This window comes from Anabaena azotica SJ-1, assembly GCF_047275885.1.
In the GTDB taxonomy this organism is placed as follows: domain Bacteria; phylum Cyanobacteriota; class Cyanobacteriia; order Cyanobacteriales; family Nostocaceae; genus Trichormus_B; species Trichormus_B azotica_A.
Genome location: NZ_CP178454.1, coordinates 1,175,720 through 1,188,795 on the forward strand (window position 1 = coordinate 1,175,720; position 13,076 = coordinate 1,188,795).

13 protein-coding genes are annotated in these 13,076 nt (G+C 37.5%); 8 read left to right on the plus strand and 5 right to left on the minus strand.

The window, feature by feature from the left end; translation table 11 throughout:
- Window positions 1-20: 20 nt before the first annotated feature.
- On the plus strand, window positions 21-950 hold the full coding sequence (locus ACLLO5_RS05110) for an ABC transporter permease (RefSeq protein WP_413174401.1): 930 nt from the start codon (window positions 21-23) through the stop codon (window positions 948-950).
- A gap of 66 nt (window positions 951-1,016) precedes the next feature.
- Here the strand turns inward: ACLLO5_RS05110 and ACLLO5_RS05115 are convergent, their stop codons facing one another.
- From ACLLO5_RS05115 to ACLLO5_RS05125, 3 genes are all read right to left on the minus strand, one after another.
- Window positions 1,017-1,406 carry an STAS/SEC14 domain-containing protein gene (locus ACLLO5_RS05115; protein WP_413174402.1) on the minus strand — a complete coding sequence of 130 codons (390 nt, stop codon included), beginning with the start codon at window positions 1,404-1,406 and terminating at the stop codon, window positions 1,017-1,019.
- Window positions 1,407-2,053: 647 nt separating this feature from the next.
- Window positions 2,054-2,431 carry a hypothetical protein gene (locus ACLLO5_RS05120; protein ID WP_413174403.1) on the minus strand — a complete coding sequence of 126 codons (378 nt, stop codon included), beginning with the start codon at window positions 2,429-2,431 and terminating at the stop codon, window positions 2,054-2,056.
- A 475-nt stretch (window positions 2,432-2,906) separates the two neighbouring features.
- Window positions 2,907-3,977 carry an NAD(P)/FAD-dependent oxidoreductase gene (locus ACLLO5_RS05125; protein ID WP_413176013.1) on the minus strand — a complete coding sequence of 357 codons (1,071 nt, stop codon included), beginning with the start codon at window positions 3,975-3,977 and terminating at the stop codon, window positions 2,907-2,909.
- A gap of 126 nt (window positions 3,978-4,103) precedes the next feature.
- Here ACLLO5_RS05125 and ACLLO5_RS05130 point away from each other — a divergent pair, with 126 nt between their 5' ends.
- Window positions 4,104-4,949: a YaaW family protein gene (locus ACLLO5_RS05130; RefSeq protein ID WP_413174404.1), complete on the plus strand. Its 846-nt coding sequence runs from the start codon at window positions 4,104-4,106 to the stop codon at window positions 4,947-4,949.
- Entirely contained in the window at window positions 4,931-6,244 is a 1,314-nt protein-coding gene (locus tag ACLLO5_RS05135; RefSeq protein ID WP_413174405.1) for an O-antigen ligase family protein, read from the plus strand. Before ACLLO5_RS05130 ends, ACLLO5_RS05135 begins: the two co-directional genes overlap by 19 nt.
- 1 nt (window position 6,245) lies before the next feature.
- On the opposite strand, the gene ACLLO5_RS05140 is transcribed toward ACLLO5_RS05135, so the two are convergent.
- A complete protein-coding gene (locus ACLLO5_RS05140; protein WP_413174406.1) occupies window positions 6,246-6,680 on the minus strand; it encodes a hypothetical protein in 435 nt (144 codons plus the stop codon).
- 209 nt (window positions 6,681-6,889) lie between these two features.
- Window positions 6,890-7,387, minus strand: a complete 498-nt coding sequence (locus ACLLO5_RS05145; RefSeq protein WP_413174408.1) for a hypothetical protein — start codon at window positions 7,385-7,387, stop codon at window positions 6,890-6,892.
- A gap of 427 nt (window positions 7,388-7,814) precedes the next feature.
- Between ACLLO5_RS05145 and ACLLO5_RS05150 the strand changes: the two genes are divergently transcribed.
- The 5 genes from ACLLO5_RS05150 (at window position 7,815) to ACLLO5_RS05170 (ending at window position 13,072) form a co-directional block, all read left to right on the plus strand.
- The gene (locus tag ACLLO5_RS05150) at window positions 7,815-8,336 is read left to right on the plus strand and encodes a Ycf51 family protein (protein WP_413174410.1); all 522 of its coding nucleotides are present in this window, start codon (window positions 7,815-7,817) and stop codon (window positions 8,334-8,336) included.
- A gap of 267 nt (window positions 8,337-8,603) precedes the next feature.
- Window positions 8,604-9,737, plus strand: a complete 1,134-nt coding sequence (locus ACLLO5_RS05155) for an iron-containing alcohol dehydrogenase family protein (protein WP_413174411.1) — start codon at window positions 8,604-8,606, stop codon at window positions 9,735-9,737.
- 140 nt (window positions 9,738-9,877) lie between these two features.
- On the plus strand, window positions 9,878-11,083 hold the full coding sequence (locus ACLLO5_RS05160; RefSeq protein WP_413174413.1) for an aspartate aminotransferase: 1,206 nt from the start codon (window positions 9,878-9,880) through the stop codon (window positions 11,081-11,083).
- A gap of 411 nt (window positions 11,084-11,494) precedes the next feature.
- Window positions 11,495-11,812 carry an ArsR/SmtB family transcription factor gene (locus ACLLO5_RS05165; RefSeq protein ID WP_413174414.1) on the plus strand — a complete coding sequence of 106 codons (318 nt, stop codon included), beginning with the start codon at window positions 11,495-11,497 and terminating at the stop codon, window positions 11,810-11,812.
- A gap of 201 nt (window positions 11,813-12,013) precedes the next feature.
- Window positions 12,014-13,072, plus strand: coding sequence for a PstS family phosphate ABC transporter substrate-binding protein (locus tag ACLLO5_RS05170; protein WP_413174415.1), 1,059 nt, complete (start codon window positions 12,014-12,016; stop codon window positions 13,070-13,072).
- Window positions 13,073-13,076: the final 4 nt, after the last annotated feature.

A 13,076-nucleotide genomic window follows, 5' to 3' on the forward strand; every position in this document is an offset into this window, starting at 1 on the left:
TCACCAATTACCAAATCTGTGTGAATAACCTTAACTTTTTTTCAGATTATTTAGTTGCTAGTTTACATCTTTCTGTACCTCTAGCATTTGCCGCATTAGGAGGATTATATTCAGAACGTTCAGGAGTTCTCAATATTGCCTTAGAAGGAATGCTACTAACAGGTGCTTTTACCAGTGCAGCCACAACATTCTACACTGGAAATCCTTGGTTTGGTATTTTTGCTGCTGTAATTGCTGGGGGTCTAGTAGGTTTACTTCACGCTTTTTTATCTGTAACTTTGCGAGTTGATCAATTAGTTTCTGGGTTAGCTATTAATTTAGTAGCATCAGGAATAACATCATTTTTAGCCAGGTTAGTATTTAACGGTAGTACCCAAAGATTACCAGGAATTGAAGCGATCATAATTCCCGGTTTATCCCAAATTCCTATTATTGGCAGTTTACTATTTCAGCAAGATATTTTTGTTTATTTATTATTATTACTGATTATTTTAACTAGATATATTTTGTTTTCTACTAACTTTGGTTTAACATTGCGGGCTGTGGGAGAATATCCTCCAGCCGCAGATACCGCAGGTTTATCTGTGTCATCAGTGCGTTACTGTGCAGTGATTATTGGTGGCTGTCTAGCGAGTTTAGGAGGTGCTTATCTTACAAGCGTGCAGATTAGATTTTTTGCCGAAGGTATGAGTGCAGGAAAAGGATTCATTGCTATTGCAGCATTAATATTTGGCAAATGGCATCCTGTTGGTTGTGCTTTGGCTTCTTTGTTATTTGGTGCAACGGAAGCTTTACAACTCAGAATTCAAGCTTTAGGTGTCAATATTCCCTATCAATTTTTGCTAATGTTGCCATATCTGATTGCTATTTTGGCATTAGTAGGATTAGCTGGTAAATCTACACCCCCAAAAGCATTAGGTATTCCCTATTTTAAAAGTGGAAAGACCTAAAAGAATAAAGGTAAGAATTCAGGAGTCAGAATGCTTATGAGATGAAGAATAGAGAGAAGTGATATTTTATGTTTGAAAACCCAAATTTTGCATCAATGCCATCAAAGAAACTCCATGTAAATTAGCTAAATCTGCTAAATATTCTAAGCGATGTGCTTGCAGTTGATCTATTTGTTCACTTAAACGTAATAACTCTCTATACTCTTCGTGGGTAAGATTTTCCTCTGTGCTTTTAGATAAAAATTGATTGTAATAATTTTGAGTATTAGAAGACATACTATGTTGGTTGTCTAGTAAAAATCCTACTTCATCTTTTAGCAAATTAGCAGATTTTTTTTGAGTATGTAAAATAATAATTTGAGATACAAATTTTTCTAACTCTGGCTGGTGTAACTGGTCAACAACTTTGAGTAATTCTTCTGAAGATAATTGTACTTCCAACTTTACTAATGACATTTTTCCCTCTTGCCGGCTAATTTGTTAATTGTTTCTTAACAGACTGATAACAAATATATAAGTAAAGCAATAAAAATCAGTACGGGCAAACCTTAAATTCAGACTCATCAAATAGGGTCGTAGATAATCACAATTATAAATGTTAAATAAACTTTTTTTTCAATAAGAAATATGAAGTCATACCTATCTGAAGTAGACTTCTTGCACAAGTGTTTATTTCATTTGTAGGTAAGGTAGTTATGCCTTACCTTACGATTAAGAACGGTGTAGGATATCAATCGATCCTTACATACAGCAGTTTGCGTAGTTAGGAGGTACAACATCTAAATTCAAACCTATACACAAAGTCGGCTTTACTCCTGACTCCTGATAGCGTGGCGTAAGCCATATTCTACTGTATATTACCGAAGAAAGGCAGAGGGCAGGAGGCAGAAGGAAGAAAATACAATTTTTGTCCTCTGCCAAAAGGGTTTAAAGCCCCTAAATTTATTTATGCAAAAAATAAAAATATTTTTTCCGAGACGCGCAGCGCAAGGAAAAATACGTCCTGATTAAATCCCCTAAATTTATTTATGGGGATTACCTCCTGCCTCCTGCCTTCCTCCTCCTGCCTCTTTAATGGCAACCCAAAAGACTCTTGAGAAGCATCAACCAAACCAGTGAGAAGTTTGACAACCTGGTTGAACTGTTTCACAAAGATGATGACTAATCCAATCAGATTTTTGTTGAATAATTGAGAAAATACCTTGGTGAATTAGATTTTGCAGATGTAATTGTTGTTCTAAAGGATTACGGGATAATTTGTGATGTAATGAATTGTCTTTTTCCTCTTCATCTAAGATAATTTGATGATCAGAAAGTTCGCTGTCAAAGCAAGGAAGACGATTGATCACAAACGAAATTAGTTCTTGGCGTAAATCAGGGATTGCAAAAGCCTGTTGATAAGTTTCGTATGGATATGTATCTAAAACAATTTCAATTTCACTAACAACAGATTGATGTGTTAATTTTAATGCGGTTTTCATGATTTATTATGTCCTTTTTAAATCTAGTTAATGATTTATGCCACGATAAATTTAGCTCAATACCAATTTGGTAATGATAAGCAGTTATAACCACTTCCCGTACTAGACCTGAAACCCCCAATTCAATATCACAACTTTCGGATTGTTAACCAAGTAGTATTGAATCTATAACCATTGACAGAATAAATTCTTGAATGGGATTCAAGCTACTGCTTAATTACCGATGTTATAGCTCTACAAATTCAATTATTTCAAATTTACCCTATTTTAGGTAAAAACTACACAAAACGCAGCATAAACTATTAGGGATCAATTTTGATCACTAAAAATTATGTTAATTCTGCTTAACCTAATGGTCAAATTAAGCTCACTATAAAATTTACATTTCTTTTTATAAATTTTGCCTGTGTTCCTGGTGATTCTACTGGGTTATTCGTCCCTTTCTATTAGTGAATACTGCTAGCTACAGTGTTTATTAGACTAATTTTTCTAAAAAATCTAAAAAATCTATGTTTTCTGGGAGTAGATTACGCAGTTGTTTGTCAATTTCAACAGCAGCAGCTAGTCCTGAAACCATTGCCCCTTCCACCAAATTTCCACCACACCAGTCGCCACAGCTAACTAAATGTAGAGGAGTTTTCGCAGATAAACAAGTTACATCTAAAGGAGTGCGAGGAAAGGCATAACGCCAACGATGTACTTGCATCCATTGAGGATTTTTTAACCAGGGGATTGCTAAATTTTCTGCTGCTTTTTGCAATATATAATTGCCAACAGATTGTAAGTCTTGGGTTTCGAGATGTTGTTGCGCTAAACTTGCACTACTTTGTACCACAAAATGCGGTTGTTCAGCCTGGATACGCTTGCTGCTATCGAATCCAATCCATGCTAAATCTGCATGATCATGAAAAGTTAAAGCTTTCCAGTTGGGAAGGGGTTGGAGGTCGGGGGAATATCCAGCCATGACGCTGATACATGGGTTAAACTTGGCGGAATGTAGACTAGCCAGAAATTCAGCACCTAGTAAACTTTTACCTAAAGGTGCTAATAAATCCTCTGCTTGGGGTGCAGGAATCGCTACGACGATCGCTTTGGCGGTTAATTGTTCGTTGGTTTCCAGGGTCAGAAGCCAAGTATTTTCTGGGGTTAAATTAATGTTGATAACTCGCTGATTGAGTATAATGTCTAACCCAGGAGTCAGAAATTTAGCGATCGCACTCATTCCTGCTGGTGCAGTATAACGCGGACTGCGGTTTGTTGATTGAGATATACCTTTACTAACCCAGAATTCATCAACTACATCTGTCCAAACTTTCAGAATTTGGCGACTTTGCAATAAATCCACAAATTTACTGAATAATTCACCTTTGGGTTGGAGATAACAAGCACCATGATCCGCACAAGTTCCTTGCAAACGGCGTGTTGCTACTCTTCCTCCCACACCGCGAGATTTTTCCACAACTACTACCGAATAACCAGCTTGACGTAACCGCTGGGCGCAAACTAAACCAGATATACCTGCACCAATGACAGCAAGATCAGGGATAATAATTTTGGCTTGGGAATTCTGAGAATTAGGATTTTTCATGCCTCACACCTCAACCTTGAGAATATCTGCTAAAAGCTAATAGTAGAATATACAGACAAGCTGCATGGAACGGAGGATGGGAAATTGGATGAACTAAGGGCGGTATTAGAATTAGCCACCGAAGAAGAACTACAGGACTTAACAGCAATTCTGTTTAGTCGCAAGTTTAATCCCCTAGATTATGTTCACACACCTGAACCCATCGAAGTACAAAGCCAAGATCGTCAAGTTTGGTTAGATGCACTAGAAGATCGGTTTCGTTTTTTAGCGGCTGATGGGATGACGGTATTACGCGGACGTACTGAACAAGTAACTTACCGACAAGCTTTAATTCAAGTATGTAAATATTTGAAAATTCCTTATTATGATGATTTAGCCACCGTTGATTTAGAAGCAGAAGTTTTTTTACATCTTTTAGGAAAAGTCTGGAAAAAGCTACCAAAACAAGAACAGCAAAAAATCACGACCAATGTACAGCGTCAGTTGTTAACATCAGAAATTCAACAACCATTACCACTGTCATTGCAAAAAGATCCTTTGGGTTTAATTTTTAAAGGCGGTAGTGCTTTAGCTGTAACTTCCGTCATTCAACCTTATGTTCTTAAACAAATCGCCCGTCAATTTGCTGTCCATTTTGCTACCTATCAAGTGGCTAAAGAAGCGGCAATTACAGGCACACAAGTAGCCAGCAAACAATTTCAAACCTATGTTACAGCGCAAATGGCGCGACGGGGAATGACGATGAGTGCAGCCCGTTATAGTGCAGTTCGTGGTATGTTTGCCTTTATTGGCCCGATGATGTGGGCTTGGTTTTTTGCGGATTTGGGATGGAGAGCGATCGCAACTAATTATGGTCGCATTATTCCCACTATTTTCACCTTAGCGCAAATTCGTCTCACCCGTGCAGAAGAATGTTGGGAGCCAGCTTGAATAAGGCTTTTTATCATCCAGATTCTAGTTTGCAAATCCCTTGGAACAGTCTTCAATTTGGGTTACTTGTCTTCCCAGTCAATCCATTTTTGGGGGCTGTGACAATCTCCTTGGCAGCATTAATTACTTGGGCAAAAAAATACCGCCTAATTATCCGCAGACCACTACACCAAGGATTGGCAATTCTCAGTTTATTGTTGTTAATTACCACAGGATTTGCCTCTCATAAACTAGAGGCTTTCCTGGGTTTATTCAACTTGTTACCTTATTTTTTCGTATTTGCAGCATTGACCGCCCTCATCCAAACATCAGCCCAATTAAGACAAATAGCTTGGATTATGGTATTTGGTTCTTTACCTGTGGTAATTATTGGCTTTGGGCAATTATTTTTAGGCTGGAGTTTCAAATTACAATTCTTGTGGGTGTTGATAGATTCAACACTTTCCTCTGGAGGAGAACCACCAGGACGTATGGCTTCTGTACTCATGCACGCCAACACTTTAGCCGCTTATTTGGTGACTATTTTTATTTTAGGTTTAGGTTTGTGGTTAGAAAACTATCATAAACTCAAACAAAAACTTAAAGCTGACTACCGTCCTATTATTTTCTTAACAATAGCGGTATTTGCTAATTTCATCGCTTTGATTTTAACCAACTCCCGCAATGGCTGGGTAATTGCTATTATTACCTGTTTAGCTTATGCCTTGTACCAAGGTTGGCGGCTAATTGTGGCTGGTTGTATGAGTATAGCCACTGTGATTCTTTTAGCAGCTTTTGCACCTGGAGCGATCGCACAATTTTTCCGTCGCTTCGTTCCCTATTTTATCTGGGCGCGGTTAAATGACGATATGTATCCCGACAGGCCACTGGCCTTAATGCGAAAAACCCAATGGGAATTCGCCTGGAATTTAACACAACAGCATCCTTTTACCGGTTGGGGTTTACGCAGTTTTAGTGGACTCTACAAAGCCAAAATGCAAACTGATTTAGGTCATCCCCACAACCTGTTTTTAATGCTATCTGCGGAAACAGGCTTAATTACAACTTTATTATTTTCTGCAATACTCGCTGGAATTTTATTTACCGCCAGTCAAATTCTATGGAAATCAGAATCTTTAGAACCAGAAAATAGATTAATATTTTTTAGCTATCTACTAGCTTTTATTGGTTGGATACTATTTAATACCGTAGATGTCACCACTTTTGATTTGCGTTTAAGTACCCTATTTTGGGTGTTTTTAGCCGCATTATGTGGAGTAATTTTTCAACACAATTCACTAATTAAGAAGCAATAAGTTATGACTGGTTGAGTAAGAACAATTGAACATCTTTTTTTGATAACTTATTCATCATCATATTCACATCAACAATAATTTCTAATAGTGGTGTCAAATGTAAAAGATTGTCCTCTTTTGACTCTTCCATCACATATACATAATTTTCAATGGCTATTTTAACTTCCTGATTAATTCTGTTTAAATTTTCATACAAAGGATCTAAATTTGGCTTTTTTAAAAATTTAAACAATAAATTCCATTTATTGACATCAGAAATAGAATTTAATTGATTTTGTATTTCTGCTAAATTTGCCTTCCAGTTATCTATTTTTAGCTGATAATAGTTGATATCACAATAACTGTCACACAGGTGTTTTTGTTTTTGATCAGTTTCCCAAACTTGCATCAGCAGATAATCTTCTTGTTCTGAACTATATTGGCTGATATGAAACATAATAACTCCTACACAAAAGATTAATGGGATTTTTTAAAACACAACATGACAAGAATCACAACCATTTGAACACCTATCCGACATTGTGGATAAGAAGTAATAAAAAAACAATCTTATTTTTAGGTTTTCCCCAATCCAAATTTAAAAAAATAACCCGACAAAATTCATTACAGTATTAAAAAGTGTTGAAATTATTACATCAACAAATTTTAATAATAGTCTTTAAAAGTATCCGCTGACAAAAAGCCCCTTGATTCAATAATACAGGTGCTTGTGTCAACAACAAATAACTTCATCATTTCCACCGGATTAATTATCAAACCAACAATATTATTTTTAAACAACATTGAAGATATGTAATCCTTATATTTAGCAGCCATATCAATATCTTTGGTAATTTCTGTGGCAAGGATGTTAATTTCTTGGAAGTCTACATAATGAGTTTTTTCAGCTTTTCTGAGACTTTCCTTTAACATGAAATTGGCTATATTCGTAGCCTTTAGTATTTGTTGTAAGTGAGTCAGCTTTTGTTGAATTTTTAGAGAATTTTTGATAATTCTAAAAGCACCATGAATATCATAGTAAGAAATAGAAGCAACGCTATGATATAGCGATAAAGTTTCAGCAATCAATGACTGGCTTTTTGCTTGCAAGTCCTGATATTCATTGATTATGGGGTTGTTTAATAAAGTTTTGCATTCGATCATAATTATTTCACCATTTTATTGTAGTACGTGACCTGATTGCTATTGATTTTTTATCAATCCTTGCATTTGCACCACTGTCATCAATTAGGCATTCAATTGATGGATAATAGAGTATTAATAGCTAAATAACCCTGAATGCTTAAGGCTTAGAGATTTTTGTGTGAGTTTTATTGTCTGTACAAGTATTATTTTATCTGTTAACAGAATTACAGCTAATGTCACGATTACTGAAACTACAACTTTTTTTTCTTCCTGAATTCTATGGGTAATTGAAAATTTTTGTGCCGTAATCATACTTAAGTAAGTTTGCAATCTTAAGTATTTATTTTTGAATAATTTTTGAATTGATGCCGAACCTCAAACTCAGGATGATCAAGCGGAGTGGCTGTCTGTAGGGTAAAATGGCTATATTTGTCATGAAAATCTTATGTTTACAACCGCTGATTTTTTGCAATATTCCCAATGGTCAGGAATTGCTACCCTATTATTTGCAGTCTTAGCAATTCTGGCTTTTATTTTCAAATGGGGTTTCCGCTTTCGGCTGGTGGGTACAACAGGCTTTATGATAGTTTTGACCGTTGGCTTATTTTCACTGTCTTTAGTACCTCTGAGTCGGACTGTGATTCCGGGTGCAGTTAAGTACACCCTAGTTTATGATAATGGTTCCAGTCAGGCTGTAATTGCGACTTCGCCTGAAATTACACCAACAGAATTAGAAGCTACTTTACGTCAAGCGGCTAGTAATCTCTATTCTTATGGTCGTTTAGGTAGCAGGGGAAACAACCAATTGACTGTCCGCGCCCGTACTATAATCCACGCAGAACCAGGGGTATCCGTACCAGTTTACTTAGGTAAGGTACAAAGAACTTTGACAACTCGTGAAGACCCAGAAATGGCTGTAGAAGTTTATCTTGACAAGTTTGCCCAACTAACAAAACCCACGGCTTAAATCAGTTATCAGGGAACAGGGAACAGGTAGAAGGTTATTCTCCCCATCTCCCCATTCCCAAATGAATACAATTTTTTTGTCAATTAGAATACAATAAAGATTATTTTTATATTAAAATATTAAAACTTCAGAAATTCCACTATCAGGAAAAATTGATCACCTTCCTGGCCAATGGGCAATAGACTTCTGTCAACGTGGCAACAACAACCTTTAATTAACAGTCTAATTTGATTAAAAAATATCAAGTTTTGACATACTAGATTATTTATGCCTAATCAATCTTCTACTCAAACCGCTAGTTCATTATTAACGCTAACTATTGCACCGGCTAAAGTAATTCGAGGTGCGGGTGTGTTGTCGTCAACTGTGGCAGAAATTGCTAAGTTGGGAACTCGTCCTCTGATTGTGGCAGGAAATCGCACGCTTGGTATTTGCCAAGAGAGTTTACAGGAAATTTTTCTAGCCCAAGAATTACAAACTACTTCTGTTTCTTATGGTGCTGATTGTTGTGAAGTGACCTTAAAAGCCTTACGCAAAGCTGCAAAGGAACATAAAGCAGATGTGATTATTGGTGTGGGTGGTGGTAAGGCCTTAGATACGGCTAAGTTAGTCAGTCATCAGTTACAGTTACCTGTAGTGACTATTCCTACTTCTGCTGCTACTTGTGCAGGATGGACGGCTTTATCTAATGTATATTCGGAATCTGGGGCGTTTTTGTATGATGTGGCGTTGTCGCGCTGTCCTGATTTGCTGATTTTGGATTATGATTTGATTCAGACTGCACCCCAACGGACTTTAGTTGCAGGAATTGGGGATGCGATCGCAAAATGGTATGAAGCATCTGTTAGCAGTGGCCATTTACAAGATACTCTGGTGATTTCCGCAGTCCAACAAGCTAGAATTTTACGAGATATCCTGTTCCAAAAAGCTGCCGCTGCTTTAAAATCTCCTGGTAGCGAAGTTTGGCGAGAAGTTGTTGATGCCACTGTATTATCTGCCGGTGTGATTGGTGGTTTAGGTGGCGCACAATGTCGGACTGTAGCCGCCCATGCAGTGCATAATGGTTTAACGCACTTATCTGGACATGGCAGCATTCATGGTGAAAAAGTCGCTTATGGTATTTTAGTACAACTGCGATTAGAAGAAATGCTCCAAGGTAATCAACTTGCAGACGCAGCTAGACAGCAATTACTCAAGTTCTATGCAGAGATTGGATTACCGCAAAAATTAGCAGATTTGGGTTTAGGAAATATTACTTTAGCCCAGTTGCAAACAGCCGCAGAAATCACTTTAGCACCTAATTCTGATATTCACCGTTTGCCTTTTCCAGTAGCATTGGAACAGTTAATGGCCGCCATGATTTCTACTACAGCACCACATCAATTAAAAGTTAAAAATTAAAAAATGGGTAATTGGTAACAGGTGATTGGTTATTGGTAAAATTCTCATCTGTTCCCTGTTCCCTCTTCCCTATCACCTGTCACCTACCTGTCACCTGTCACCTGTTCCCTATTCCCAGTCATCTATTTCGAGGTTTTAGAATGAGTTTGAGTTGGATTACCCCCGCAGAACGAATACAAAAATTACCGCCTTATGTCTTTGCCCGTTTAGATGAACTGAAGGCAAAAGCCAGGGAACAAGGGCTAGATTTGATTGATTTGGGCATGGGAAACCCTGACGGTGCTACTCCTCAACCAATTATAGAAGCAGGGATAGCCGCTTTACAAAATCCTGCCAATCATGGTTATCCACCATTTGAAGGGACTGCAAATTTCCGCAAAGCAATTACTAAATGGTACGATCGCCGTTATGGTGTCGTCTTAGATCCTGATAGTGAAGCTTTACCTTTGTTGGGTTCTAAGGAAGGTTTAGGACATTTAGCGATCGCCTACATCAATCCTGGTGATACTGTTTTAGTACCGTCACCATCCTACCCCGTCCATTTCCGTGGTCCCATCATCGCCGGCGGAGTCATTCACAGTATAACTCTCAAAGAAGAAAACGATTGGTTGATTGATTTAACATCCATTCCTGACGAAGTAGCCAGAAAAGCCAAAATCCTCTATTTCAATTATCCCAGTAATCCCACCGCCGCCACCGCACCCCGTGAATTTTTTGAAGAAATAGTTGCTTTTGCCCGCAAGTATGAAATTATGTTAGTGCATGACCTATGTTATGCAGAGTTAGCTTTTGATGGCTATCAACCCACCAGCTTATTAGAAATTCCCGGTGCAAAAGATATCGGCGTGGAATTTCACACTTTATCTAAAACTTATAATATGGCTGGTTGGCGCGTCGGTTTTGTGGTCGGAAATCGTCACATTATCCAAGGCTTGCGGACATTAAAAACCAATTTAGATTATGGCATTTTTTCCGCCTTGCAAACAGCCGCAGAAACCGCTTTACAACTACCAGATTCTTATTTACACGAAGTACAACAACGTTACCGCACTCGTCGAGATTTTCTGATTGACGGTTTAGGTAAGTTGGGTTGGAATATTCCCAAAACTAAAGCTACCATGTATCTGTGGATAAAATGTCCTGTGGGTATGGGTTCTACAGATTTTGCCTTGAATGTGTTACAGCAAACAGGTGTAGTTCTCACTCCTGGTAACGCCTTTGGTGCTGGTGGTGAAGGCTATGTGAGAATCAGTTTAATAGCCGAGTGCGATCGCTTAGGTGAAGCTTTAGAAAGATTTAAACAAGCAGGAATTCGTTATCAACCTGAAGCCGTAGTTTCTGCGTAATAATGAATAGTAGGTTGGGTTAAGCTGCATCGCAACCCAACGTAAACCATTTTGGTTCTTCAGTACCTAATATGCTAAATTATTAGAATAAAAACTTTAAAACAGAATAAATAGAAATGATGTTGAAAGACGCAGAATCAGAACTAATAAGTACCCAAGCAAAATTAATTGAACATATTGATTGAAAACAATAATGTCTGTACTCCTTACCTGTTAACTGTTTCCTCTCCTAACTATAAAATTTATTTTGCACGACTACTTATAATCTTTCCTCGTTCAATACATATAAAATTATCTGCTTTTATCTGCGCTTTCTATACTGTAAATCCTTAAATCCTGGATATCCTGATTCTGACAAAAAAGCTATAATAAAATATTAGCAACTTTGCTGCCTGATATTATTATAAATAAATGATCATTCCTACAACTCCTCACCTTATCGCTGAAGGCTTTCATGCCCTTTCTGAGCCTATTAGAATTAGAGTTATAGAATTGCTACGTCAGCGTGAACTATGTGTCTGTGATTTATGTGATGCTTTAGAAATCAGTCAATCAAAACTATCTTTTCATCTCAAAAATCTTAAAGAAGCAAACTTAGTTAATGCCCGTCAAGAAGGACGGTGGATTTATTATAGTTTAAATTTACCTCAATTTCAGGTTTTAGAACTTTATTTAGCTAATATTCGCCATAATTCTGTCCTTTTACCTACTCGTTCTTGTTGTGAGTAAGAAAACTGGGAAAAATCAATTAAAAATTTGTAATTTGTAAAGAAGGGAACAGGGAATAGGTAATTTTATCTCCATTCCCAGGTTATCCATCAACTTTTTTTGATTAATTTTTGTGTATTGTGTTATTCTTGTGGTTGACATATCAAGTTTTTTTGAAATGATAGATACATAACCTTAGCAGTAACCATACAGCAAAAGCCAGTGAAAATAACTACACAAAGATTAGTTATCACAGTGGGAGTTTCAGTATTAGCAGCCAGTTGTAGCAGTACACCTGAATCCTCCAGCAACATTCAGCAGTCACAACAAGCAACAAAAGTGGCTAATTCTGAAACTGTAACCGTTATTAAAATTGATGGGTCTAGTACGGTATATCCCATTACTAACGCCATAGCTAAAGAGTTTCAAGCAGACTCCAAAAACAACGCCCAAATAAAAGTCAGTGTTTCCGGTAGTAGCGGAGGTTTTGAAAAATTCTGCGCTGGAGAAACAGACATCAGTAATGCCTCTCGACCAATTAACCAGACAGAGATGGCAGCTTGTAAAAAAAATGGCGTTGCCTATATGGAATTACCCATAGCCTTTGATGCCCTAACTGTAGCTGTTAACCCTCAAAACAACTGGGTAAAAGACATCACCGTCACCGAACTGAAAAAGATATGGGAACCAGAAGCTGAAGGAAAAATCACCCATTGGAACCAAGTACGCGCTTCTTGGCCAGACCGCCCAATCAAATTATATGGTGCTGGCGATAAATCTGGAACCTTTGACTATTTTACCGAAGCAATTGTCGGTAAAGCCAAAGCCAGCCGCACAGATTACACAGCCAGCGAAGATGATGAAGTATTAGTTACAGGTATTAATCAAGACCCTGAAGCCTTGGGTTACTTTGGCTATGCTTATTACGAAGAAAACAAAGATAAATTAAAAGTCGTAGCAGTTAATAACGGTAAAGGTGCTGTTTTACCATCACGAGAAACAGTAGAAAAAGCCAAGTATCAACCTCTTTCTCGACCTCTATTTATATATGTAAATCTTTGGTCTAGCAAAAATAAAACCATAGTTTACAAGTTTGCAGACTTTTACATTAAAAACGCAGGAAAAACAGCTATTTCTGTCGGCTATGTGCCTTTACCAGAGGAAGCTTACAAACTCGATTACGTTCACTTATACAAAGGCAAAGTCGGAACAGTATTTGGTGGTAAGTCGCAATTTGACTTAACACTGGGGGAATTATTGCGTAAACAAAAGCAGTTTTAGCGAG

Bases quoted from the DNA above. Each gene is read 5' to 3' on its own strand.
- ACLLO5_RS05145 (WP_413174408.1), bottom strand. From the start codon at position 7,387: ATGATCGAATGCAAAACTTTATTAAACAACCCCATAATCAATGAATAT.
- ACLLO5_RS05160 (WP_413174413.1), top strand. From the start codon at position 9,878: ATGAGTTTGAGTTGGATTACCCCCGCAGAACGAATACAAAAATTACCG.
- ACLLO5_RS05165 (WP_413174414.1), top strand. From the start codon at position 11,495: ATGATCATTCCTACAACTCCTCACCTTATCGCTGAAGGCTTTCATGCC.
- ACLLO5_RS05150 (WP_413174410.1), top strand. From the start codon at position 7,815: ATGTTTACAACCGCTGATTTTTTGCAATATTCCCAATGGTCAGGAATT.
- ACLLO5_RS05140 (WP_413174406.1), bottom strand. From the start codon at position 6,680: ATGTTTCATATCAGCCAATATAGTTCAGAACAAGAAGATTATCTGCTG.
- ACLLO5_RS05120 (WP_413174403.1), bottom strand. From the start codon at position 2,431: ATGAAAACCGCATTAAAATTAACACATCAATCTGTTGTTAGTGAAATT.
- ACLLO5_RS05155 (WP_413174411.1), top strand. From the start codon at position 8,604: ATGCCTAATCAATCTTCTACTCAAACCGCTAGTTCATTATTAACGCTA.
- ACLLO5_RS05115 (WP_413174402.1), bottom strand. From the start codon at position 1,406: ATGTCATTAGTAAAGTTGGAAGTACAATTATCTTCAGAAGAATTACTC.
- ACLLO5_RS05135 (WP_413174405.1), top strand. From the start codon at position 4,931: ATGTTGGGAGCCAGCTTGAATAAGGCTTTTTATCATCCAGATTCTAGT.